This window comes from Frankia sp. AiPs1 (genome assembly GCF_023716945.1).
In the GTDB taxonomy this organism is placed as follows: Bacteria; Actinomycetota; Actinomycetes; order Frankiales; family Frankiaceae; genus Frankia.
This window is the reverse complement of the sequence record NZ_JAMQQF010000003.1, coordinates 1-21,600: the sequence shown is the minus strand read 5'-3', so window position 1 is coordinate 21,600 and position 21,600 is coordinate 1. Positions and strand designations below refer to the sequence as shown.

Annotated in this window: 24 protein-coding genes and 1 pseudogene; 12 read left to right on the top strand and 13 right to left on the bottom strand. The window is 69.1% G+C overall.

The annotated features are described in order from the left end of the window. Positions 1-196: 196 nt before the first annotated feature. From ND748_RS01015 to ND748_RS00995, 5 genes are all read left to right on the top strand, one after another. Positions 197-607: a hypothetical protein gene (locus tag ND748_RS01015; protein ID WP_251743403.1), complete on the top strand. Its 411-nt coding sequence runs from the start codon at positions 197-199 to the stop codon at positions 605-607. 163 nt (positions 608-770) lie between these two features. Then, complete coding sequence (locus tag ND748_RS01010) at positions 771-1,523, top strand: hypothetical protein (RefSeq protein WP_251743402.1); 753 nt, start codon at positions 771-773, stop codon at positions 1,521-1,523. 100 nt (positions 1,524-1,623) lie between these two features. Then, on the top strand, positions 1,624-1,848 hold the full coding sequence (locus tag ND748_RS01005; RefSeq protein ID WP_251743401.1) for a hypothetical protein: 225 nt from the start codon (positions 1,624-1,626) through the stop codon (positions 1,846-1,848). A gap of 35 nt (positions 1,849-1,883) precedes the next feature. Continuing rightward, a complete protein-coding gene (locus ND748_RS01000; protein ID WP_251743400.1) occupies positions 1,884-2,036 on the top strand; it encodes a hypothetical protein in 153 nt (50 codons plus the stop codon). A 285-nt stretch (positions 2,037-2,321) separates the two neighbouring features. Beyond that, positions 2,322-4,409, top strand: a complete 2,088-nt coding sequence (locus ND748_RS00995; RefSeq protein ID WP_251743399.1) for an NACHT domain-containing NTPase — start codon at positions 2,322-2,324, stop codon at positions 4,407-4,409. A gap of 15 nt (positions 4,410-4,424) precedes the next feature. Here ND748_RS00995 and ND748_RS00990 read toward each other — a convergent pair whose 3' ends face one another. Further along, positions 4,425-4,907 (bottom strand): hypothetical protein, encoded by a 483-nt coding sequence (locus tag ND748_RS00990; protein ID WP_251743398.1) that lies wholly within the window; start codon positions 4,905-4,907, stop codon positions 4,425-4,427. Between the two features lie 419 nt (positions 4,908-5,326). Here ND748_RS00990 and ND748_RS00985 point away from each other — a divergent pair, with 419 nt between their 5' ends. After that, positions 5,327-5,938: a hypothetical protein gene (locus tag ND748_RS00985; protein ID WP_251743397.1), complete on the top strand. Its 612-nt coding sequence runs from the start codon at positions 5,327-5,329 to the stop codon at positions 5,936-5,938. A gap of 760 nt (positions 5,939-6,698) precedes the next feature. Here the strand turns inward: ND748_RS00985 and ND748_RS00980 are convergent. The 7 genes from ND748_RS00980 to ND748_RS00950 all read right to left on the bottom strand — a co-directional run bounded on the left by ND748_RS00980 (position 6,699) and on the right by ND748_RS00950 (position 10,971). Continuing rightward, positions 6,699-7,880 (bottom strand): transposase, encoded by a 1,182-nt coding sequence (locus ND748_RS00980; RefSeq protein WP_251743396.1) that lies wholly within the window; start codon positions 7,878-7,880, stop codon positions 6,699-6,701. Further along, the gene (locus ND748_RS00975; protein ID WP_251743395.1) at positions 7,828-8,274 is read right to left on the bottom strand and encodes a hypothetical protein; all 447 of its coding nucleotides are present in this window, start codon (positions 8,272-8,274) and stop codon (positions 7,828-7,830) included. Before ND748_RS00975 ends, ND748_RS00980 begins: the two co-directional genes overlap by 53 nt. Positions 8,275-8,445: 171 nt before the next feature. Continuing rightward, a complete protein-coding gene (locus tag ND748_RS00970) occupies positions 8,446-9,093 on the bottom strand; it encodes a hypothetical protein (RefSeq protein WP_251743394.1) in 648 nt (215 codons plus the stop codon). Positions 9,094-9,238: 145 nt separating this feature from the next. Then, positions 9,239-9,481: a hypothetical protein gene (locus tag ND748_RS00965; RefSeq protein ID WP_251743393.1), complete on the bottom strand. Its 243-nt coding sequence runs from the start codon at positions 9,479-9,481 to the stop codon at positions 9,239-9,241. Between the two features lie 130 nt (positions 9,482-9,611). Further along, positions 9,612-10,136: a hypothetical protein gene (locus tag ND748_RS00960; RefSeq protein ID WP_251743392.1), complete on the bottom strand. Its 525-nt coding sequence runs from the start codon at positions 10,134-10,136 to the stop codon at positions 9,612-9,614. Continuing rightward, positions 10,133-10,474 carry a PadR family transcriptional regulator gene (locus ND748_RS00955; RefSeq protein WP_251743390.1) on the bottom strand — a complete coding sequence of 114 codons (342 nt, stop codon included), beginning with the start codon at positions 10,472-10,474 and terminating at the stop codon, positions 10,133-10,135. The genes ND748_RS00960 and ND748_RS00955 overlap by 4 nt, the downstream gene beginning before the upstream one ends. A 305-nt stretch (positions 10,475-10,779) precedes the next feature. After that, the gene (locus ND748_RS00950) at positions 10,780-10,971 is read right to left on the bottom strand and encodes a hypothetical protein (RefSeq protein ID WP_251743389.1); all 192 of its coding nucleotides are present in this window, start codon (positions 10,969-10,971) and stop codon (positions 10,780-10,782) included. 716 nt (positions 10,972-11,687) lie between these two features. On the opposite strand from ND748_RS00950, the gene ND748_RS33710 reads away from it, so the two are divergent. After that, the gene (locus ND748_RS33710) at positions 11,688-11,810 is read left to right on the top strand and encodes a hypothetical protein (protein WP_285901427.1); all 123 of its coding nucleotides are present in this window, start codon (positions 11,688-11,690) and stop codon (positions 11,808-11,810) included. A 42-nt stretch (positions 11,811-11,852) separates the two neighbouring features. On the opposite strand, the gene ND748_RS00945 is transcribed toward ND748_RS33710, so the two are convergent. Continuing rightward, positions 11,853-13,115: a helix-turn-helix domain-containing protein gene (locus tag ND748_RS00945; protein ID WP_251743388.1), complete on the bottom strand. Its 1,263-nt coding sequence runs from the start codon at positions 13,113-13,115 to the stop codon at positions 11,853-11,855. 133 nt (positions 13,116-13,248) lie between these two features. Between ND748_RS00945 and ND748_RS34865 the strand changes: the two are divergent. Beyond that, positions 13,249-13,739 (top strand): annotated as a pseudogene (locus ND748_RS34865) (IS630 family transposase); the annotation flags it as partial. On the opposite strand, the gene ND748_RS00940 reads toward ND748_RS34865, so the two are convergent. Continuing rightward, complete coding sequence (locus ND748_RS00940) at positions 13,737-13,955, bottom strand: hypothetical protein (protein WP_251743387.1); 219 nt, start codon at positions 13,953-13,955, stop codon at positions 13,737-13,739. The pseudogene ND748_RS34865 and the gene ND748_RS00940 sit on opposite strands and share 3 nt — an antisense overlap. 640 nt (positions 13,956-14,595) lie before the next feature. Between ND748_RS00940 and ND748_RS00935 the strand changes: the two genes are divergently transcribed. Continuing rightward, complete coding sequence (locus tag ND748_RS00935) at positions 14,596-14,748, top strand: hypothetical protein (RefSeq protein ID WP_251743386.1); 153 nt, start codon at positions 14,596-14,598, stop codon at positions 14,746-14,748. 240 nt (positions 14,749-14,988) lie between these two features. Here ND748_RS00935 and ND748_RS00930 read toward each other — a convergent pair whose 3' ends face one another. Both ND748_RS00930 and ND748_RS00925 read right to left on the bottom strand, forming a co-directional pair. Further along, on the bottom strand, positions 14,989-15,510 hold the full coding sequence (locus tag ND748_RS00930) for an NUDIX hydrolase (protein ID WP_251743385.1): 522 nt from the start codon (positions 15,508-15,510) through the stop codon (positions 14,989-14,991). Positions 15,511-15,519: 9 nt separating this feature from the next. Further along, positions 15,520-15,888, bottom strand: a complete 369-nt coding sequence (locus ND748_RS00925; RefSeq protein WP_251743384.1) for a hypothetical protein — start codon at positions 15,886-15,888, stop codon at positions 15,520-15,522. Positions 15,889-16,329: 441 nt separating this feature from the next. On the opposite strand from ND748_RS00925, the gene ND748_RS00920 reads away from it, so the two are divergent. Both ND748_RS00920 and ND748_RS00915 read left to right on the top strand, forming a co-directional pair. Further along, positions 16,330-18,228 carry a hypothetical protein gene (locus tag ND748_RS00920; protein ID WP_251743383.1) on the top strand — a complete coding sequence of 633 codons (1,899 nt, stop codon included), beginning with the start codon at positions 16,330-16,332 and terminating at the stop codon, positions 18,226-18,228. A gap of 78 nt (positions 18,229-18,306) precedes the next feature. Beyond that, positions 18,307-19,062: a hypothetical protein gene (locus tag ND748_RS00915; RefSeq protein WP_251743382.1), complete on the top strand. Its 756-nt coding sequence runs from the start codon at positions 18,307-18,309 to the stop codon at positions 19,060-19,062. Between the two features lie 162 nt (positions 19,063-19,224). Here ND748_RS00915 and ND748_RS00910 read toward each other — a convergent pair whose 3' ends face one another. Further along, complete coding sequence (locus ND748_RS00910) at positions 19,225-20,328, bottom strand: hypothetical protein (protein ID WP_251743381.1); 1,104 nt, start codon at positions 20,326-20,328, stop codon at positions 19,225-19,227. Positions 20,329-21,090: 762 nt separating this feature from the next. Between ND748_RS00910 and ND748_RS00905 the strand changes: the two genes are divergently transcribed. Further along, positions 21,091-21,297: a hypothetical protein gene (locus tag ND748_RS00905; protein WP_251743380.1), complete on the top strand. Its 207-nt coding sequence runs from the start codon at positions 21,091-21,093 to the stop codon at positions 21,295-21,297. The last annotated feature ends 303 nt before the right edge of the window (positions 21,298-21,600 follow it).

Here is a 21,600-nt window from a genome sequence, read left to right as displayed (position 1 = left end):
GTTCGGTGGCCGAGGTGAGCCATTGCAGCAAATCGCCCTCGCGGTGCGAATGCAGTCCGCTACGGTCAGATCTGGCGGACCGTGCGGAGTGGGAGGGTCGTTGAGCTACCAGGAACGGACCTATCACGGGCTCCAGAGGCGCGCCGCCCGGCCAGTGGCGCGGAAGGCCAACCGCTGGGGTCGCGTCCAGCCGATTGTGATCGCAGATCCCGACGAGTGGCACCCGAGCCGCATCCTGGTCGAGACCCCGGCCAGCGGGCCCACCCAACGCGAGGACGCGAAAGTCCTGCGCGAGATCGCCGAGCTCGCCGACGGCGGGTTCGGCTGGGGTCACAACGGGTCCAGTACCAGCAGGACAGCCGCCGTCGTGCTCGCCGACGCCCTCGACCTCGACCTTGAAGCCGTCGAGTTCGGCGGCATCCGGGACGGCGACCCGCTGGGGGACCTGCGCGAGGACTTCTGCGCCGAGGTCCTGACCGACCTGTGCGACGAGTGGCGGCTCAACCGGCGCGCCCTCGTGCGCTGGGCCGCCGGCTGGTACCACCAGCGCGGCATCACCGACGCCCCGCCGCTCCTGCGTGACCCGCGCTGGGTCGAGAGCGTCTGAGCCGGCCATGTCGTCGCCGCGCCGGGGGAAGTCCCCGAAGAAGCCACCCGTCGCCCGCCGAACCCCACCTCGGCGCGACCCTGCCCAGACACAGGAGCCGGCGCCCGCCTCGGACGGGCCGACATTCCGGCCGTTCAAGCAGGTACCCGACGACCGCGTCGCGATGATCGTGATGAAGGCGCCACCGGACCGGCTACCGCTGTGGCTGCTGCCGCACCTGTACCGGTCCTACGTCTCCGGCGCGAAGAGCAACATCTGCATCGACGCCTGCCAGACGCTGGCCGCAGCCTTCCGTCAGCTCGGCATCCGGGCCCGCCTCTGGCCGGTCGAGCTCACCATCACGCCCCCGGGGCGGATCCTGCCGGCACGTTACGGCGCGAACCCACGGTGGAACGGCAACGTGTTCCACGGCCACTGCGTGCTGTGGCTACCGGACCACCAGCACTTCATCGACGTCACCTTGGAGCAGTTCGCCGAGACAGCCCACGACGATCCGCTCGTGGGCCGTGCGCTCGTACCCCCCGGGGCGCCAGACTGGGCCGCCAGCGGCGGGGAGTCACTCGTGCCACGTTCGGATGGCACGCTGCTGCACTACCGGGCCGGCACCGCCGACCAGGCCACCGCAATGATGGACGCCGCCGTGGTGCGCAATCTCGTAGCCGCCCACCACCGCGCCGGGACGAACCTGGCCTCCACCGCGGTCGCGATGTGCGGCGCCGATCCGGAGATTCTCGCCCGCGCCCGCTCCGGCCCGTTCCCGCGCTTCCGCGCCCTGCTCGACGCACTCCAGGGCGTGCCCTTCGAAGTCGACGAGGCGGAGGACTGGCGGTTCTCGTGGCCCGCTCCGGACGGCTCCCGGCGCCCGCTCCGGCTCGACGAGATTCCCGTGTCCGTGCCGCCGACAGCAGGGCCCTGACGCAGGACCCGCCGGCCGAGCGGCGCGTGAGACACGCACGGGCTTGCGGGAGCACCGATCTTTCCGCGCCCCGGCGCCTCCGCAGAGAGAGGATCAGTCCATGCCCTCGCGTGAAGCCCCTGAGCCTGACCCGATCGAGATCGCGCAACGGGCCCTGGCGGCCATCAACGCCGGGCAGACCCAGAAGGGACTGGCGCTCGCGCTGGTGTCCATCGCCCTCCAGCTCCCCGAGGCACAGCGCAGCGCAAAGTCGCTGGCGGGCTCTCTGGAGGACAACGCACCGGCATACCGGCGACTCGCGCAGGCACTGAACCGGGACCGGTAGCCCGGAGCGACATCGGGGCGCGAAGAGAGCACGTCATGGGCAAGTCGACGCCGATGGACCGCGAGTCCGCCGACCGGATCAGCAGCAGCGCCGCCGAGCGCGACCCCGACTCGCCGACCGCGCAGAGCGGGTTCGACGAGCGGGCGCAGGACGCGGCCGACCGCAATGACCAGGAGGACGACGAGTAGGGCCCGCGCTTGATCGGCTGAGGCCGGCGGCCACCGTTCGTCGCTGGCCTCAGCCGGAGCCGCGCCCGGCGGACGGCTCGGGGTTGGCACGCCCGCGCGGGTAACGGACAACGCGCCACAGCGCACCCGTCGCGGTGATCCCGGTGAGGACGAGGAGCTCGGCCAGGATCTGTCCGAGCAGGCCCGGCTAGGGGTTGCTGCGGGCGGTGACCGTTCGGCGACGATGATGGGGGTATGCGGGGGTCGTCTGCTGTTCGGGTGCGTCGTACGGGTGTGGTCGCACTCGTGTTGCTGGCCGTTTCGGTGGTGGCCGCGGTGGTGCTGTCCCGGCACTACCACCTGAGCAACGGGGCAGCGCTCGTCGGGCTGGTCGGGGGAGTCACGGGCCTGACGGGGCTTTGGTTGACCTGGGCTGCGTACAAGGCGGACCGCGAGGAAGCCGCGGCAGGAGAGCTGGACCTGGCGGGAGTGGCCGATCAGTTGGCGATCGCGGTCCGTCGCCTGTGGGAGGACGAGGCTGCACTGCGCCGGCTGAACGACCCGTACCCGCTGCCGGTGCGCTGGGACCCGGCCGACAGCAGCCTGGTGGACGACTGGGCGTCGCTGGTCCGCCTGGCAACTAGCGGGGCGGGCTGGCCGACGCCTCCGCCGCCGGGGACCTGGGCGACCGGCCCGGGCGGGCTCGCCGGCAGTGACGCCGAGCTGGCGGGCCTGTTGGATCGGGTGCCGACTGGCCGGCTGGTCGTGCTGGGCGAGCCTGGATCGGGCAAGACCATGCTCATGGTCCGCCTCGTGCTGGACCTACTCGCCCCAGGCCGGCGCGCCCCAGGCGGGCCGATACCGGCCCTGGTCGCGCTGGCCTCCTGGAACCCCTACCAGCAGGGTTTGTACGACTGGCTTGAACGGCGGCTCGTCGCCGTCCATCGCGGCTTGGCCGTGTCCGCCCCGGGCGGTACCGGGGCCAGCCGGGCCAGGGCACTGCTCGACGCCGGGCTGATCCTGGCGATCCTCGACGGCCTCGACGAAATGCCCGACCCGGTCCGCGGCGCCGCGATCGCCCGGATCAACGACGATCTGCGCCCCGGGCAGCGCCTCGTCCTGAGCTCCCGCACGGCGGACTATCAGCAGGCCATCTCCCCAACCGGTGGACCCGAGGTGCGCCTTACCGGGGCCGCCGGCATCGAACTGCTCCCGCTGGAGGCGACGGCGGTCGCTGGCTATCTGCGCGGCTCCGCGGGCGGCCCGGCCGGCGCCGCCCGCTGGGACCCGCTGCTCACCGCCTGGCCGCCGCCGGTCGCGCAGGCGCTCGTGGCCCCGCTGATGGCCAGCCTCGCCCGTACCATCTACAACCTACGCCCCGGCGAACCGCCCCTCGCCGCCGGCCGCTCCCCCGTCGAGCTACTCGACCCGACCCGCTTCCCCACTTCCACCGCCGTCGGAGAGCACCTGTTCGACGCCTTCATCCCCGCCGCCTATCGGCGCTCTGACCCCGCCCAACACCGTCGATGGAAACCGGCCGATGCTGAACGCTGGCTGAGCTATCTTGCCCGACATCTCGACCACACCCTGGGCGGCGCACTCGACCTCTCCTGGTGGCAGCTATCTCTAAGTCTCTCAGCTTTTCGCTTGCAGCAAACACGTGAGCTACTCCGGGCGTCGATCATTTTCGGGCTCGGGCTCGGAGTGGGACTTCCGGTCGGGCTCGCATATGGGTCTAATGCAGGACTTGCCTGGGGCCTTACAAGCGGGCTCGGATCTGCATCAATCATCGTGCCCCCGCGGCGGGGATACCTGGAGCCAAGGCAAGGAGTGCGGAGTGGCGGCCTCATTGGCCGGCTTACGAACTCGCTTATGCCGGAAATTGCCATCTTGCTAGTCGCCATCTTGATGATTCCACTCCTTCTCTTCGGGGGTAGAGGCATATGGATATATGTAGTGGTCGGCGTGCAATTATTCTCATGGCTTCTTGTGGGGGGATTCTCTACTTCGCCGGCGGATCTGACGCAGGCCGTCAACCCAACATTGGTTCTTCGTCAAGATAGAGAGGCATTTATTTCCCTCACGCTTAGGGTGCAATTTCTTGCGGGCTTCATGGGTGTGCTTATAGGAAATTTGGCCGGCGGACCCGTGATTGGACTCGTCGCTGGACTGATGATGGGAGTCGGTTCTGGAATGTTGAATATTCCGTGGGGTGATTTCATGCTGGCGCGAACATGGCTGACCATTCGCGGCCGACTCCCATGGCGCCTGATGGCCTTCCTCGGCGACGCCCACCGCCGCGGCGTACTGCGCCAGGTAGGCGCCGCCTACCAGTTCCGCCACATCGAGCTGCAGCATCGGCTCGCCGGCCGCCAGCCACCCGGCACTCCCTGAAGCCGGGTGGCTGGCCTACTCGTAGCGGCCGAAGTAGTCCTCGCGCTCGGCCACGAGCAGCCGCCAGGCGGTCGCCCTGACATCCTCGGCCCATCGGCGAGCCAGTTCCAGCTCGTCGACGTCGAAGTTGAATCGCAGCGAGGTGCGGATCGTCCGGCCCAGCATGGCCAGCACGTCGTCCGGCAGCTCTTGGACGGCGTAGTAGGCGACGCCGGGAAACTCCCGGGTGTCAAGATCCCTCTTCGCCGGATCGTTGCCGCTCCACACCGCGCCGGTGTACCAGGAGGTCAACGCCCACAGCGAGGTGCGGAGGTCGAGACCTTTGGGCTCAGGCGCGTTCTCGCCGCGTTCGGTCCTGGCCGCCCACGCTCTGCCACCGCCGTACCACTGCTGCTCGTCACTGCTGTTGGCGAACCGCAGGCCGCACTCGTTCGAGTCTCGCTCGCCCGCCCAGGCGACGAGCGAGACGAGACGGAGGAGCCGTTGGCGATCGTCCATGCGCCATCGCTATCACCGGGCGCGGCTGTATGCCTCCGCTTCGTACGAGGTGTGCGTAGCGGGTAACCATCTACTGAGGCGGCCATCCCGCCTCCACGGTGACCTGCCGCGGCCACCGGCGGCCTTTCTCGCCCTCTCGGCGGCTCGGCATCCGGACGGTGATGCCGATCCGGTCCGGGGAGATACGCAGCGCGCGCGGGTGCGGTCCAGTCACGAAACCGCCGCCCTGACGCCGGGCGTGGTGCGACCCGCTCGGCGAGCTCGTACGGCAGGCCCGCAGGGTCGGCGGCCGCGTCGGACGGAACGGCGAGCAGGAGCTGCCGACCTGCCGCGGCCAGGGCTGCGCGGACTGCGTCGTCGGAGGTGTCGGCGAGGTCGGCGGCCAGGCGGGCGGGCAGCGGGAAGTCGCCGTCGACGAGGTGGCGCCGGACCAGCCGGGCCGCACCCCCGAAGTAGGCGGGGTCGGCGCTCCGTTCGGCCTCGACAAGGTCGGCCCGGACTCGACCGATCTCCTCGACGGACAGCGCTCCGGCCGCGATGTCCTCGACGGTCTCGACGACCCCACGCCGCAGGGCGTCGCCCCGGTTTGCCAGGACCGCGGCATCGCAATGGGCCATGACGGTGTGGCCGCCCAGGCGGGATATCTGCAGCCGTATGTCTGTCGCGACGGCGTCGAATTCGACCAGTCGCCGCCGCAGCACTCGGCCCAGGATCGCAAGCGCGATCTGTCCGGCCGGATCATCGCGCATCGCGACGCTGAACAGTTCGCCCTCATGCTGTGTCACGACGCATCCTGGGGCGGAACGCGGCTCACTGGCCAGCAGGAACGCCGGTCGATCCGCGGCCGTGGGCGGCTGACGAGCAGCCAGGTAGTCGGCCAGCTCGACGTCGTTGGTCCAGGAGGCCCGGGGCGCGGCAGCGAAGCGGTCACGTGCGGCCTCGAGATCCTCCGCGCCCAGGGCGTCGAGAGCCAACGGACCCAGGGCGTGCGCCAGCCGACCAACTCCCGGCCAGCGAGCAGCGAGATGTGACCGCCACCGACGCAACTCGGTGCCATGTCCTCGGGCTCGGTCACGCAACCCGTCGCTGACCTCGACGGCGCCGGGGAGCAGAAGCTCGTTGAACAACCGGCCGAGGACGTCGGCCACCGGGCCGGATTCCCCAGCCACCGTCAGCACGCACACGTCCGGCGAAGTGGTGAGACTGACGTACGGCCGCTCCACGCCACCGTCGCCGCCGACGCTCTCGGTCGGCTGGCTCAGGTTCACCACAAGCCACGTACCCAGCAGCTCCACCACCCCGAGCTGGGATGCGGGTTGGTCGGCCAGTCCTGTCCCGAAGCCGACTCCGACCATGGTGGGCTCGCCGTCTGCCCGTCCGGTCACCAGCAGGGGAACAGGTCCTGCTGGTGACCACGACGCCTCGAACACCGCATCCTCACTTCTCGTCGCCGGGCCAGAGCCAGAAGGCGGACCGCACAGTCGGAATGACAGAGATGCGCTCTTGCCGAACCAGAGCATATCTGCGCATATCGGGTGCGCATTACCGAGGCGGTCCCGCTGACGAAAAGCAACCGTCACCAGCAGCTCTCGAGTCCGGGGCGTTCATACGGAGTGGTTATGGCCGGCGAATCGTGGTCATGACCCAATGCCGTCAGGTCGCCGGGGACAACGAGAAGCACCCGACGAGGCACTACTCTCCGCGCGGCCCTCTGCAGCGATCATTTGCCGGTGGGGTCGGAAAAGAAGGTGGCCTTGACGTCCTCCCCCGCCTGAAGGCGGGGGATTCCAACTAGACGAACAGGGGTTCGCGTTGTTGAGGTTCGCGGTTCGCAGGCTCCGGCAATCCGGCGCCTCCCCGCGCAGTCACCGCACGTCCTGCGGCGATATTGCATGCTGCGTTGATGTCGGCGTTGGCCGTGTACCCGCAGGCGGCACATCGGAATCGAGCTTGGCTCTCGCGCGATTCCGACGCCACATGCCCGCAGGCCGAGCACCGCTGACTCGTATAGGCGGCCGGGACCTTCTCCACCCGGCCGGGGGCTTTCTGCTCCAACCGCCGAACGAGGAGACCCCAGCCGCTCGCGAGGATCGCCCGGTTCAGCCCGGCTTTCTGCCGGACATTCTTCCCGGGCGCCTCGACGGTGCCGCGGGCCGACTTCGTCATCTGCCCGATCCGCAGGTCTTCCACGCGGATCAGGTCGTACCGGCGGGCGAGGCTGGTGCTGGTTTTCTCGACCCAGTCCTTGCGCCGGTCGACCTCCCGGGCTTTCAGCCGGCCGATCTGGGAACGGAGCCGTGCCCGCCGGTTCGATCCGCGTTTCGCCTTCGCGATGCGGCGTTGCAGCCGGACCAGCCGGACGGCCTCGGCCGGCCGCAGCCCGGGGCAGGCCAGCAGTTCCCCGGTCGACAGGGCCGCCGACACCGCCACACCACGGTCCACCCCGACGACCTCGCCGGTCCCGGGCGCGCCGATCGGCTCGGGTGCGACGGCGAACGCCACATGCCAGCGGCCCGCCCGATCCCGGGTCGCCCGGTACGACTTGAAGTCCGGGACTTTCCGCGACACACGGAACTTCACCCAGCCGACCTTCGGCACCCAGCACCGGGACCATCGCTGGTTCAGCTTCTCGACCTTCGCCATCTTGCCGACGATCTGGAAACCCTCGGACTGGCCACGTTTCCGAAAGCCCGGCCGCCGGTGAGAACCGGCGAAAAAGTTTCGCATGGCCTGGTCGAAGTCCCGCAGCGCCTGCTGTTGAACCGTCTGCGACCCGGCCCGAAGCCAGTCGAACACGGCCCGCGCGGCGGTCAACTGCCGGCAGCGTTCCAGATGGTTCGGCGCTTTACCCCGGTAGGGCGTCCACCACGATTGCTGTTCGACTGCAAGGTTCCAGACAAAGCGCGCATGCCCGCAGTGCTCATCGAGCCCGGCGACCTGTTCGGGTGTCGGATCGAGCCGGTAGCGGGCCATACCAGAATTCTACGAAATGGATATCAACACATGCCCACCTTGATGGAGCGGCGTTTCCTCCCCGTCGTGAACGGCGGGGTCTCCACGCCGAACACCCGATGACCTCGCCGAGGAGGCCGCGATGGTCGCCGCCGAAGGTGTCCGCCGCGACGTGCAAAGCGGCCGCGGCGGCGCGCAGCGGATCGGTTTTGGTGGCGTTGAACAGCGTCGGGATCGCCACTGCCTGCCGCGAGATGCCCATGAACATCGGCCCGCCGTCGAGCGCCGTCGCCTCGGTCAGCGTGATCCGCTCGTCCTGGACGAAGCAATCCCAGACCCGGGCGGGTTCGTCGAACGGCGCGGGCAGCGGCCGCCCCGCGTCCAGGGCGTCCAGCGCCGGTGCGACCCAGTCCACGCGGTCGAGGCCGGCGTGGGTGTAGGCGCGTCGGACTGCCCAGCGGGCGATCGCCCGCTGCTCCCGCGGCGTGGCCGCGGCGATCTGATCGAGAAGGTCCCGATCCAGCCGGGCCAGGCCGATCGCGTCGCCTCCGACCTCGCGAAGCCGCGGCGTGGGTAGTCGGCCGCCTCACCGCTGCTCCTCCTCGCGTACCGCGGCCCGCTCGCGTTCTTCCTGCGCGGCCCGCTCGGCCTGGCGGGTGGCTTCGGCCTCTGCGGCCTTCTGCGCCGCGGTCGGCGGCGGCGGGAGCGTTCGGGCCCAGTCATGGTGGTGGGCAGCATTGTCGCTGGTCTGGCGGATCACCCGGTCGGGCGCGGGCGGCGCGGGCCACAGCTGCAGCAAATAGCGGTCCACCGGCCCCGCGGCCTCGTCGGAATCGACCTGCTCGACCTCCGCGATCCGGGCGGCGTCCATTCCCGCGGCGCTGTACCGGGCCCGATAGACCCCGACGGCCGGCAGGTCGGCAACTTCGTGACCCTCGCCCATGCAGCTGGCCAGCCACAGCTCTGGTGACACCGGGATGAAGGATGTCTCGACGACGTCTTCCCAGCTGTCGTCGGCCGGCGGGGGCTCGTCGTGCACCTCGATCCGCATCGGAACCTCGGCGGTATGCGGCCCGATTATCAGGAACAGTTCCCCGGGGCACCCCGCCCCGCACAGGCCGTTGGACTGCCCGGCGAATGCTTCGATCATCTCCGGGCCCAACCCGTCGCCGCCGCTGTGCAGGTAGAACTGGCCGTAGCTCGTCCACGCCACGGCGTCGAACAGAATCCGCATCGGTGATCTCCGTACGAGTGGGGCCTTCTTCGTACCAACCGCCACCGACAATTTCGGCCGACGCGGATCCACCCGGACGGTGTAGCTCTCCGCCTGCTCGCGGTCGCCGGCGGCGGCGTGAGCTTCGGTGAAACACCCGATGGGTCTATGCCGTCGGGTCGCCGGGGAGCGCTGGCGGTTCCGGTGAGGTGCGGGGGCGGCCGATGATGACGGCGGCGAGGTCGACGAGGCGGTCGGCGTAGGCCAGGGCATAGGAGCGGCGGCCGGGTTCGCAGGCCAGGCCGGCGAGGGCGAGGATGCCGGCGAACAGCACGATCAGGATCGCGGGGAGGGCTCCGGCGACCGGCTGCACGACGGCGCGTAGGCCGGCGAGCCATGGGGACGGCACGGGCTACATCCTCTATCCGGAACTCTTCATAGGGTGCGGCGGAAGGGCCCAGCGCTCGATCATCATGTGACGATCGATGGTTCTGCTCGTGATCAGGGTGGCGAGAGACGAGACGCAGTGCCGTGCTGGATCACCGATCGGTGTGCGGAAGCTGTGCGCGGCGTAGTTCGCGGGCGGTGCGGGTCGCCGTGGCCCGTACGCACAGCGCCCACCACAGCAGTCGCCAGCCCTGGTAGTGGGCGCGATGGTCCTGCCATTCCTCGGTGAACCGCTCCCGGAACGGCTCCGGGAGCCGGTGGGAGGCCCGAGCCAGCAGGTGGGTGGCGAGCCGGTTCGCGTTCATGTGCACCCGTAGTCGTCTCTCACTGGCGCTGTCAGCCTGGTAAAACCAGCCGCGCCACGACCCGGACGGCATCTCCCGCCGTCGAGCTCCCGAAGCGCGCCGCGACTGCAGAGGCTCGCCGCCGGCGACGGCGAAGACGATGGCGTCGGCGAGGCTGACGTCGGCGAGGCGGGCGACGGCCGCGGCGGAACCCACTAAGGCTGCGACGCCGACGAAGGCGGCGATGACGCCGCAGCCGAAGCCGACGCCGACTGTGTCGCCGCAGCCGGCACCTTCGACGACGACGATGACGGCGGCGAGACAGCGGGTCACGCCGGTCCTGTCTGGGGCAGGACGGTCGGGAGGACGCCGAGGAGGCGCTGGGTGGTGGTGAGCGCCTCACGCGCGGCGAGTGCACCGGAGCCGGTCAGCTTGTACATCCGCCGCCGGGGCCGCTCCAGCTCGGCGGGTTCGCCTTGCTCCCAGTAGCTGGACAGCCAGCCGGCGGCCTCGAGGCGGGCGAGGATCGGGTAGATCGTGCCAGGCGGGAAACCGGAGGCTTCGGCGAGGGCGAAGCCGTAGTAGTCGGCGGTCGGGTTGTCGAGCATGAGCCGCAGGACCGCCGCGGTGGGCAGCGTGATCCGCGGCCCGGCCTGTCGACGTTTACCCATACCGGGCAAGGTACACGAAACTCTGCATAGGGGTGTCGGGGCGGCCACACTCCGCATGATGATCACGGTCGATGCGGGCTACGCGACCGCGCGGGTCAGGCCGTGGCGGCCTGAGTTGGGCTCTGGCCTGGGTGGGCGCAGGCGACCACGCGTAGCCCGGAGGCGGCATCGGTCGGCGCCTCCGGATTCGGTGGCCGCCGATGAGCCCAGAGCCCACACGCGCGTCGGTGGAGGGCGTGGGTCTTCATGCCTGAGCGCGGCGTGACCGCGGTGCCGGCGCCGCCTCGCCTGGGGTAGACCCGGCGTCAGCTTCTACTACCGGCGATCCCCGCCAGCACCGCCCCGGTCCCCGCGGGGGCGGCGAGCCCGGCGCGGGCCTGCGTGACGTGGGCCTCGGCGAGGTAGGCCCGCACCAGCACAACGTCGCGCGGGTACTCGGCCATCGCGGCGACCTTGGGAGTCAGGGCCTCGATCGTCTGGCGCGGGCGGCCGACCATAGTCTTCGACGAGCGGGCGCAGGACGCAGCCGGCCGTAACGAGCAGGACGAGCACCACGACGAGCAGGGCGATCCGCTACGGCGTGGGCGGGGGAACGATGTGGTGGCGGGAGCTGCCACCCACCTGAAGCGCCCAACTGCCCCTTGGGTCTGGGTTGGTGCCAGGCTCCCACCCCTTGTCGATGATCGGTTGAACCACTCCGTCGTCGGTTAGGACCCAGGCCGCGATCGGAGCGGTGAACGGCATGAGGTCGCCGAACATGTCGGCCTCAACCGTCCATCCCGGGGCCGCGGGGACCACCGCGACAACGCCAGTCAGTTTGTGGATTCCGAGGAACCCCGGCTGCTTCCGCGCGGCCACGAGACGCCCTGACTCGTGGCCGATCATGGCGTCGCCATTTGCCGCCCACCGCTCGACGCCGAACCGGGCCGGCTCACCGCCATCCTTGGAGGCGAACTCGGCTATCCATCCGGTTGGGGACCAACGCACATCGGCTCCTCACGTTGGGCAACAGGGGCATCACAACCCTATCGGCGCATGGCAAGCCAGAAGGGCTGTTTCTGGGACGACGCTGCCCCGCGGGTGCACCTCCACCGTGGCGGCCATCCCGATCCCTTCCCCACCCCGCGGGCGCTGGCCCAGCGCTCCGACACGCTGCCCCCGACCGGCGCAGGAAGTCACCCGCTCGTCTACGAGCCGAAATGGGACGGTGTTGGTGCGGCCGGTCGAGCCCGTGCTGGCGGAGTTCCTCGTCGACGGCGCAGTCGAGGGCGGACGGCTGCGGCACCCAGCGCGGTTCGTCCGGCCGCGGCTGGAGGCGGGCCTGATTCGTGGGTAGATCACCGTGGGCACCCCGAGTCAGGGGAGTGCCGTATAACAGCTACGGCGAAGTAGTGAAGCGGTCCCCCAGCCCCATGGAGCGCAGAAGCGGACCCCAAAGTCGGTTCATCGCTGCCGTCGGATCGCCGTCCATCTCCTGCACGGTGATGCGAGTGGTGCGCCGGTAGTCATCCGCACGATACGTGGTGGCGGTACCCCGGTGGAAGAACGCGGAGTCGATTGAGCGCGGGACCACGCCGGTTAGACCATCCACATGAACCCCGACATCGAGCTGGCTATGAAACCCGGCTTCCTGGCGGATCTGGACGAACATACCGATGACATAAACCGTCACAGAAACAATATAGTGCCAGTCCAGTTCTCGACATGTCGAGCCGGAAACACTGGAATACTCACGATTGGGCGTGATGAAATTGTTGACCGCGAGGCGAAGCGCACCTGATTCGTGAAGCTGTAGGTATCCACTCTGTTCAGAGCTCGTTCCTCTCCCCGCTCCTCTTACTTCCACACCTCGCGGCTGGCGCTCTTTCCGTGTGCCTCCGCTGAACATCTGAAGCGGAGAGAACGTGCCGAGGTAAAGACAGCCGGCGAGACCTGAGTCTGAAGATCCATGAAGCTGAACGTATTTCGCGGCGCCATCATCTGCCTCCTGCTGCCAGCGCCACCAGTCGTTCTCGGCGTACACATGACTCATGGCGTCAACTTCTCGAATTGGTGCCGGCTCTGCGATGATGGTGAGTCTTCCGATCTTGCCTTGCGGAAGATCCGCACGCGCTTCCTTGACAGCCACATCAAGCACCTGTTCGGCATGCCTGGATTCGAGCGTGCGGGCCTGGTGTAGACGCACAACCTCGGCGTCGAACAAGCGACGAACACCGCGTTCGCCTCGGCCGAAATAGCGGCCGTCAACCATGATTGGTGCGAGCGGATGAGCGGGAACCTCAACGAGAAGGATACCGGTTGCCTTATCCTCATCTTCCGGATCGAGCAAGGGCGTAATCGTGACCTCCACCGGGGGGTCGCAGCGGTACAAGGCCGCTGAGTCGATGCGCTCGGCAAGCCCCGCAAGGTCAACCGGTACCACTTCGACAGCCCGGCCGAGGTCATCTTCCTCTACGCCAACGACGAGTACGCCGCCGTCGAGCGCGAGAGCTGCCACGTGCTCTGCCATCTTGCGCTTTGCAGCGTCGGTCAAATCGTAAGTGCGTTTCAGCTCGATGTAGTGGTTCTCGGTGACCTTGCGGGCATCGACATCCGAGACAGCACCAGCATAGGTGGTTGGTGTCCACACAGGTCTACTCATGACCCGCAATCTTCGCAGCCACGGCTGAGCGCCTGGCCTACGGGGGTAGGCGACGAATGACGGCTTAGCCGTCGAGCCGTACTCCGCTTGGGCAGGACGCAGTCAAGGATCTGCTCAGCGACCTGTACTTCGACGACGATCAAGTCCTCGTACGGTGTCCAACGAGAAGGTCCACGAGGTGATCACCAGGACCCTGGAGAAGACCGCGGAACCGCGACGCCCACCGGGTGTCGCGGTCGGTAGCCAGGGCCAGTGGTCTGTCCCAGTCGACCGTGTCGCGGATGTGGCGCGCCTTCGGCCTCAAACCGCACCTGGTCGAGACGTGGAAGCTGTCGACCGACACCCAGTTCGTCGAGAAGGTCCGCCACGACGTCGGGGTCTACCTCGACCCGCCCGAGAAGGCGATCGTCCCGTGTGTCGACGAGAGGTCGCAGATCCAGGCGCTGGACCCGACCCGCCCCGGTGCCGCCCCTGATGCCGGACACACCGGAGCGGATGACCCACGACCACGTCCACAACGGCACGACGAGCCTGTTCGCCGCGCTCGACCCGACCCCGGGATCAGTGATCGCCCAGCACTACCGGCAGCACCGTCACCAGGAGTTCCTCCGGTCCCTGAAGCTAGGTGCGTGGGCGCTCGGGCGGATAACCGTGGATGTCGAGCTGCGCGCCGATCGCGACGAGAGCCGCCGCCTGGGCGAAGCCGACCCGGCCGGTGTCGTCGAGGGTTTCGAAGTCGACGCTGTCGAGGACCTGCACTGCGAGTTCCATGTATGCCTCCGGGTTCAGCCGCTTGGGGCCGAACCCGATCAGCGGCGGTGGGAGGGGGATCTGCGCCATCAGGCGATGATGGCGCAGATCCGTTGATTGCGCATCAATGATTACACGGTGTGACTGTGGCTCGGTCGGTCACCCGGCCGGGGCGGAGCGGCGCTCGCCCCTCGAAGTGCTTCCGACAGGCGGTGCGCCTGTGCCTGTCAGCGCACGTCACCGTGCCGTACGGCTGTTGCCGGCAGCGATCACGATCCGGGCGGGGAAACTCACCTTCCGCCGGCAGCAGTACCGCTGGCGGGGTGCACTCCGCCGGCCTGCCGTCCGCGGGATCGTGCACGTGGATGGCCCACTCCCGCGGGTCGAACGGGTGACGCTCCCCATCGTCGGCGACCAGATCCAGCATCGGGTAGGGGAAGGGGTCGCGGAACGCCAGGAGGGTGGGCTGAGAGTCCGCCTGGAATCGCCGTGTGGCCTCCCGTCTGGCCCGGTCGGGCATTCCACGATCTACCGTCGAACCACTCACCTGAAGCGGGCTCACCACCGAGGCACTGCCCAGCCCGGAGCCTGCCGCGACGCCAGCAGGGCGACCCGACCATTCGGGCCGTGGCGTTGACGTATCCCTGGGGGCAGTCGCCTGGTCACGCCGTTCGCGGCCGGGAGCGCCCACCCCGAGCGATACCGGGGTGCGAGATGTAGGGAGTACGCCATGGGCAAGCCGACGCCGATGGACCGTGAGGCCGCCGACCGGATCCGTCGGGCCGCCTGGGACAACCCGGACTCCGCCACCGTGGGGAGCGGCTGGGACGTGCGGGCCCAGGACGCGGCCGACAAGAACGAGGACGAGAAGGACGACGAATAGGTCGCAGGGCCTACTCGGTGTCGGGCCCGGCGGGCGGCACAGGGCTGGCCGGGCCTGACGCCGCGGCTGACGCGCCACAGCGCCCCCGCCGCGGCGATCCCCGCGAGGACGAGCAGCTCGGCGAGACCTGTTCGAGCAGATCCACCCAGGGGACCAGCCCCAGCGCCAGGACCGCGGTGGTCACCGCGCCGCTCGGCTACCTCCTCGCCGCAGCTACCGGAGACCGAATCGCTGTGATGATCAGTCGAGGAGCAGCGCCATGGCGCCTACCAGCGTCGCGCTGCTAACGATCTGACGGCGTCCGATCATGTCCTTGACGCGTTCCAGGGTTATCCACTCGACCCGGTCGGACTCGTTCATCTCGGTCGCGGGACCGGCCAGCAGGCAGTCGTCCGCGCGGAACACGAAATGCCTCGCGTTGGTCACGCCGGCGGCGGGTTCTGCGTAGATCAGAGGAGTCAGCGTTCCCGGCCGCCACCCTGTCTCCTCTTCGAGCTCACGGGCTGCGGCGTCGCGGGGCTTCTCGCCCTCCTCGACGAGTCCCATGGGAAACTCCCAGGCCCAGGTATCCGTGGCGATCCGGTGGCGCCACATCATCAAGACTCGCTGCTGCCCGTCGACCGCTGCGACAACGGCCAGGTCGCGCAGCCTCACGACGTAATAGTCCCCCACCGTGCCGTCGGGCCGTTCGACATCGAGGGCCTGAACGCCAACCCAGGGGGTGGCGAAAACCTCCCGCTCCCCGCGGATCTTCCAGCGCACCGGCTTCCGTCAGACCGCGAAGTCGCGCAGCCCAGCCTGGTAGGAACGCAGACGTTCCTCGATATCGGTCCGCCGGAAACGATCAGGACGCTCGCGGTGTAGTTCCTTGCCGCGCTCCGACGTGAAAGCCTCGACCGGAACCTCGTCGCGGTTCGGCGGTATGAACTTGGCGACCTCGCCCAGAGCCGCGATGGCCCGCTCCATGACCTGCCGGGCGTCGAGCAGTTGCTGCCCTGACATCCCGGACAGGTCGACAGGCACCCCTGACGCCGCGATGTCACTGAGCCACAGGAACTCGCCCGGGTCGATGATCCGAGACGGCTCCGGACCTCCGATCACCCCCGCGGGCAGCAGGTCCGGGGCAAGGGTGAACGTCACCGTCCGCGGCGTCCCACAGGACGGGCAGCTGCCACCGTAAACCGCGACAAGGGAACCCCCTTGCTGCTCGAGATGGTGATCGAAGGGGAAAACGCGCTCCCCGCATTCGCATCCGCGCAGGTCAAGGTACAGGCGGGCCTCTTCCACGGATCGGGCAGGTAGCATGCCCGCCACTCTAGCAGCCCAACTGTCAACGCGTGGCTACTGTGCGCACCAGTGAGCGGCTAGTATCGCCGGGCTGCCGGTATTCGTCGCCCGTGGAAAAGGACATCTGATCGCGTGACACAGCCCGCCGCATCTTCGGCCGAGGCGATCCTCCATGAGGCCGAGCGGCAACTACCGCTGATCATTGGTGACCTGTTCGCTGAAAGGCTGGGATCTTTCGAGGCCATCCCCGAAGATCGACGGCATTTCGCAGGTCAGGACGCACGCGGTCGTGCGATGACGATCAGACTGGACGTGGTTCCGCTACCCCGTATGGAGGTGGCACGCACCTTCGTCAACACCACCTCGGACAATCATGTGATCCAGCTCTCCGAGCTGCTGGATATACCGCTGGTCCGGTACGTGCTCGCGCGGGAGCTCCTCGAGATAGACGCGGTCCGAAGCCGTTCCACGGTGTCCCTGCAGCGCGGCACACCGACGTTCAACCGCCGTAACCTCCTCACCGCCGCCGACCGTGGACCGGATCGGAACCCGCAGGCGAGCTGGGAGGGACTGTCCCGCCACGAGCTGCCCGACGCGGTGCGCCGTGCCGGCGAGGAAAGGGCGGCGGCGAGTAGTCGCACCGTCGCCGAACTCGCGGCCGAGGCAGCCACCCTGCCTCCTGGCCGCTATCCCCGCCGAAAGCTGATGATCGGAGGCGGAGCCGCACTGGCCGGCCGCGACCCGGACATGCTCGTCGTGGACAGCCGGGGGAGGTGGCACGTCGACCCCATCACCGCCATCGTGCAGTCCGCCGACCAGGTCCGTCATCTGGGACCGACCGGATTCGGAGACCCCTACCAGTTCGCCGCACCCCGCGAGCGGGTGCCGATCGACGCGCTGCGTCTGTGGGAGCACAGCGCCGCCGTGCGGGGCCCGGTCGTCGACGGCCAGTGCCACCTCTCCGTCGACGATCACGGCCGTCTTCTGGCCACGGTCGCACCCCTTGACGGCTCCCCCGCCCTGACCGTCGAGGTGCAGGGATCACCCATCGTCGCCACCGGTGTCCCCCCGGAAATCATTCCGGGATGCTCTCGGCAGATCCCCACCCTGCTCGAAGCGCAGCAGCTGCTCAGCGGCCACCTGACATCACTGAACCGCCCGGAACTGGCGACCGTCGCAGGGCACCTGCTCGCCGGCCCGGCCAGGGCCGAGGACACACTCGGCCTTCTCCGCCGGCCCGACGTCGCCGAGGTTCTGGCTCAGGCCGGCGAAGGTCTCGTGCGCGAGGCGCTGCAGACCGTGCGGGCCTCGGCAGCCTGGGAACACGCCCGCGGGCTCGCGCCCGGCCGGGTCTTGTACGGCGACGAGGTCGGCAACGGCCGGTACAACCCCTTCGAGGTAGACCACTGGCTGATCGCGGGTATCGGCGGGGCGGCGCTCGCCAACGCGGAGATCATCCTGCAGGCGAATCCCGGCGCCCGGGTGTCCATGGTCGGCTCCGCGGCGCCCTGGGTGTTGCACAACGACGCCCAGTACAGCGCGCTTCGCCGTCAGCACGACGCCGCACACGGTGGAGACGGCCGTCTGGTCACCCACCCCGACCGGCGTCTCGGGCACATCGAGGTGGCGCGCGACGTCGCCGGGCGAACCACCTTCCACGCCATGGGCGTCCACGGCGACGGCTATGTGGCCTGCCTGGGACGAGTGCCCCGCATGCCCACTGCGGTCGACCCACTGGTCACCTGGGCTCGCCAGCGCGCCGGTGACGTCACCGGCTCCCTGCTGTTCGATGTGGACCGCCAGTACCTGGGCTACCGGCTGGACTTCCAGGCCGGGGGCGTTTCGCGGGCGGTAGAGGTGACCGGCGCTGCCTCCCGGATGCTGCCCACCGAGGTGTTCGACGCGGAGGCCTCCGCCCATGTCGCCGCCGCCGCGGACCGCGACGTTCCAGCCGAAAGCGGAAACGTCGCCGCCGGCTTCATGGCCACCGCGACGCAGGCGGTCCGCTACGCCGACCACCGGGCCGGCGAACGCAACACCAGCCCGCAGGCCCGCACGTCCGGCGGGGGCAGATCCTTCCTCCGTGCCGCGTTTCCCGATCGGAAGCCGCCGTCGAGCACCCCGCGCACCAACAGCCCGCAGGTCTCACCGCCGCAGCCGTCGGAGTCCCGCCGCCAGGGGCCACGCCTGTAGGGCAATGTCATAGGGGGGCGGGTCTCCCGCGCCGGCAACGTGACGTGGCTGCGGGTCGCGCCGTTCCTCGAGGACGCCATGGATCTCGAACCCTGGCAGGGCACCCGGGACGCCGGCGCGCTCACGGGGATCTGCAAGCCGGCGCTGCTGGCCAGCGCGCAGTGGACCCGGCCCGACCCCGTGCCGGTCCCGGTCAGCGCGGAACTGCTCACCTACGTGGCCGAGCCCCCCGCCGCACCCGGCGACCAGTTCCTCACCGGGCCACTCGACCTGTCCCCCACCTGGCTGGCCGACCTGCGGGCCTCCCTGGATGCCCTGGCGGCTCAGCCCACCACGCGGGAGATCTGGGGCAACCGGCCCGAGCGGTACTGGCACCTGCTCGACGCCGTCTACAGCCGGCCGCTGCCCGCCGGGATCGCACCCCGCTGGGGCAGCACCGAACACCTCGACCTGCACTGGGGCAATGTCACCGCCCCGAAGCTCGCGATCCTCGACTGGGAGCACTGGGGCCGCAACATCGCCGGCTACGGCGCGGCCCGCCTGTACTGCACCGCGCTCGCCGCCCCCGAGACCGCGGCGCAGATCCACACCACCTTCGCCGACGTGCTCGATGGCCCCTCCGGGCGCTACGCCCTGCTGGTCGCGGCCGCGGACATCCTCGTCACCGTCGCCTGGTACGAGGCCACACCCGGGCTCTGCCCGGCCCTGCACTGCCTCGCCGACGCCCTGCTGGCAGGCGAACCGGCCCCCATCCGGGGGCGGGATGTAGGTTCCCCCGTCGATCTTCCGGTCCGTGGCGTGCTGCCTGGGCGTTACCAGGCACGGTGTCACTAGGCGCAATGCTGACTTACCAGGTACCGGTGGCAGTTCTGCGTGGGCGCCACTGCCCTGGGGCCTGGCGCCTCCTGCGACTCCTCGTCGGTCCCGACCACAGCCGGCCAGGATCTCCACCCACATCCAGGAACTCAGGAGATCCCGATCGGCACCTCACTTCACTCACGCGAGGCCGGCGCGCTCTGGTGCCGTCGGGAACCGCGCGGCCGGCCCCGAAAGGAGGAGCGTGCCGTCGGCCCCAACGGCCACCGCAAACTGTTCCGAGAGCGCAATCGGCTCGCTCGGCCAGCGTGAGCTTCCCGCGCGAATCCAACGAGGTCCCCGCACCGTCTCGAGTCCGGCGCCGTTTGCGACCGCTAGCAAGCCGGCGAATTCCTTCGCCGCGATGCGTGTCCAGCCTCGGTCGCTAGGGAGCCCGAAGTCGGCCTCGGCGACAGAGACCAATTCCGCCGCCACCGGCGGCTCGGCCCCCGAGACCCAGAGGTCACACGCTGTGATCGCCATTGCCGTCCGGACTGCCGACCACTGGTCGGCCCGATGTAGACCGGGAAGGAGCTCGGCGGATTCCGGACGCTGGAAATTGGCAACCGTCCGGATAAACTGGCGATAGTCACCTTCAAACGACGCCGCGCGGTAAAACTCGCTAGATTCCTTTTCGTACTGCTCGGTCAGTGCCTGGTAGGCGGGCGGGCTCCACTGCCACTCACCGATCATCTCCAACGCGGCAACGACCTCGTCCAGTCGACGTCCGGCGATCTGAACGACATCGATGTCCACGTTGTAGAAGCGGGGAGTCGTCGCGGTCGCGGGAAACACCACCAGCTCCGACTCACCAGCGTGGAAGTAGTCGTAGACGGTGACGTATACTCGGCGCCGCGCCGTGGCGCTGTACGTGCCGGCCAAGCCGGTAAGTACCCGACCGATGCTCGGTAGCCCGGCACGGATGGTGGCGAGGTCTGCGAGCACATCATCTGCGTCGTGGCGCGGAGTAGCCTCATGCTTGTCGCGGTTCGCCGCCCGACGGATTCGATCCAACGCATCCACGATTTCGTCCGAGACACCGCTGGCCCTCAGAAACACTCCGAAGTCGTAGAGAGGCTTGCCCGCCCACTCTGGCTTAGCGGCTTTGAACGTCCGCTCACAGAGTGCGGCCGCATCCCGTACGATGTCGCCGACTTCGAAATCATTGTATTCGCCCTCGAACAGGTCTTGCAGCCGGTACTCATCGGAGTGCAGCTGCTCATCCAGGTGCTCGTCCAGGCGCATGATCCCTCCCGTCGTATTGCGCCGCCAGTGCCGGCGCCACGCCCGAGTCTGACAGGCACGCGTACCGCTCCGCGATCCCCTCTCGCGAAAGACATCCCAGGAGCTGAACGTCAAGCCGCGATTTGCTCGACGTGACGCGACCAGGCGATCGTCCCGTCTTAGGGCGTGGCCGTCCGCAGCCATCGCGGATGCCGCCGATGTGACTTGCGCCATGATTGCAAAGTGATCGACTTGGCTATTTGCCGACGTGCGGGTTCGCCGATCGGAAAAGCTGATCTTGTGCGCTAAGCAAGGGTCGAGGCTAGAATTCGTGGCCTACATGCGTAAGTTACGGACCGCGCCAGGCACGGCCGCCGTGCAGATGGTGCACTCGAAGCGGCGGGATCGCGGGCGATAGACCACCTCGGCTCGGCGCACGACGAGGCCGAGCTGGAGGCGCTCAAGGGGTCGTGTCCCCAGGGCTCGCGGCCCGGCAGGGACGAGCTCAACCTCGTGCACGGCGGGCCGCGTGAGGCATCGAGACCGCGCCTTGCTCGCGGTGGGCGAAGAAGATCACCTTGTTCGGATCTTGTCATGTTCGCCAAAAAAATGACATCCGACCCGGAAAAATGACGCCCACCGCAGGAACCTACACGGGAGAAGGCGGGCGCGCCGCACTGACCCACCGATTCTCGAACTAAAGTTCGAGCGTGTGGGCTGGGCAGGAGGGCAACGCGCCCCCTGCGGGAGTACCTGGCCGCCCACCTGCCGAATCTGCCCGCGATGCACGGGCCGCTCGTGCGCGCCCTGCGGGGCGCCACCACGGTGCGCCCGCCCGGGCTCGGCCCGTCGCCGATGATGCGCCACACCTACGGGGACGACCTCGGGCGGGCGATGACCTACCGGCTGCGGCTCGCGTTCGCCGCGGACGTCGGCCTGGCCCCGGGCCGCGGGGTGAGGTTCCTGCAGCGCACGGCGCCGGGCAGCTAGCCGGTGCTCACCGACGGGGAGTTCCAGTACGCGCTCACCCGCCTGGTCCACGAGGACCGGCCGCACGATCCGACCACTACCCTGCCGCTGCCCGACGCGGACCGCGAGCGGCTGACGTGCGGGCTGGCCTGGTGGCTGGGGGTCTTCGACCGGGTCGCCCACATCGGCCCGCCCCCCGATGGTCCCGGAGACCGGCCGGCGCAGCGTCGAGGGCCTGCTCGACCTGATCGTGCCGCTCGGACTCGACGACATGGCCGGCCTCGTGCGCGCCGCCGGCGAGAGCCCCCTCGCCCGCCTGCGCGC

What these genes read in the sequence shown, in the direction of transcription:
- ND748_RS01010 (WP_251743402.1), top strand. Translation starts at nt 771, where the DNA reads ATGATCGTGATGAAGGCGCCACCGGACCGGCTACCGCTGTGGCTGCTG.
- ND748_RS01005 (WP_251743401.1), top strand. Translation starts at nt 1,624, where the DNA reads ATGCCCTCGCGTGAAGCCCCTGAGCCTGACCCGATCGAGATCGCGCAA.
- ND748_RS01000 (WP_251743400.1), top strand. Translation starts at nt 1,884, where the DNA reads ATGGGCAAGTCGACGCCGATGGACCGCGAGTCCGCCGACCGGATCAGC.
- ND748_RS00990 (WP_251743398.1), bottom strand. Translation starts at nt 4,907, where the DNA reads ATGGACGATCGCCAACGGCTCCTCCGTCTCGTCTCGCTCGTCGCCTGG.
- ND748_RS00980 (WP_251743396.1), bottom strand. Translation starts at nt 7,880, where the DNA reads ATGGCCCGCTACCGGCTCGATCCGACACCCGAACAGGTCGCCGGGCTC.
- ND748_RS00970 (WP_251743394.1), bottom strand. Translation starts at nt 9,093, where the DNA reads ATGCGGATTCTGTTCGACGCCGTGGCGTGGACGAGCTACGGCCAGTTC.
- ND748_RS00955 (WP_251743390.1), bottom strand. Translation starts at nt 10,474, where the DNA reads ATGGGTAAACGTCGACAGGCCGGGCCGCGGATCACGCTGCCCACCGCG.
- ND748_RS00950 (WP_251743389.1), bottom strand. Translation starts at nt 10,971, where the DNA reads ATGGTCGGCCGCCCGCGCCAGACGATCGAGGCCCTGACTCCCAAGGTC.
- ND748_RS00945 (WP_251743388.1), bottom strand. Translation starts at nt 13,115, where the DNA reads ATGAGTAGACCTGTGTGGACACCAACCACCTATGCTGGTGCTGTCTCG.
- ND748_RS00940 (WP_251743387.1), bottom strand. Translation starts at nt 13,955, where the DNA reads ATGGCGCAGATCCCCCTCCCACCGCCGCTGATCGGGTTCGGCCCCAAG.
- ND748_RS00935 (WP_251743386.1), top strand. Translation starts at nt 14,596, where the DNA reads ATGGGCAAGCCGACGCCGATGGACCGTGAGGCCGCCGACCGGATCCGT.
- ND748_RS00920 (WP_251743383.1), top strand. Translation starts at nt 16,330, where the DNA reads ATGACGATCAGACTGGACGTGGTTCCGCTACCCCGTATGGAGGTGGCA.
- ND748_RS00915 (WP_251743382.1), top strand. Translation starts at nt 18,307, where the DNA reads ATGGATCTCGAACCCTGGCAGGGCACCCGGGACGCCGGCGCGCTCACG.
- ND748_RS00910 (WP_251743381.1), bottom strand. Translation starts at nt 20,328, where the DNA reads ATGCGCCTGGACGAGCACCTGGATGAGCAGCTGCACTCCGATGAGTAC.
- ND748_RS00905 (WP_251743380.1), top strand. Translation starts at nt 21,091, where the DNA reads ATGCACGGGCCGCTCGTGCGCGCCCTGCGGGGCGCCACCACGGTGCGC.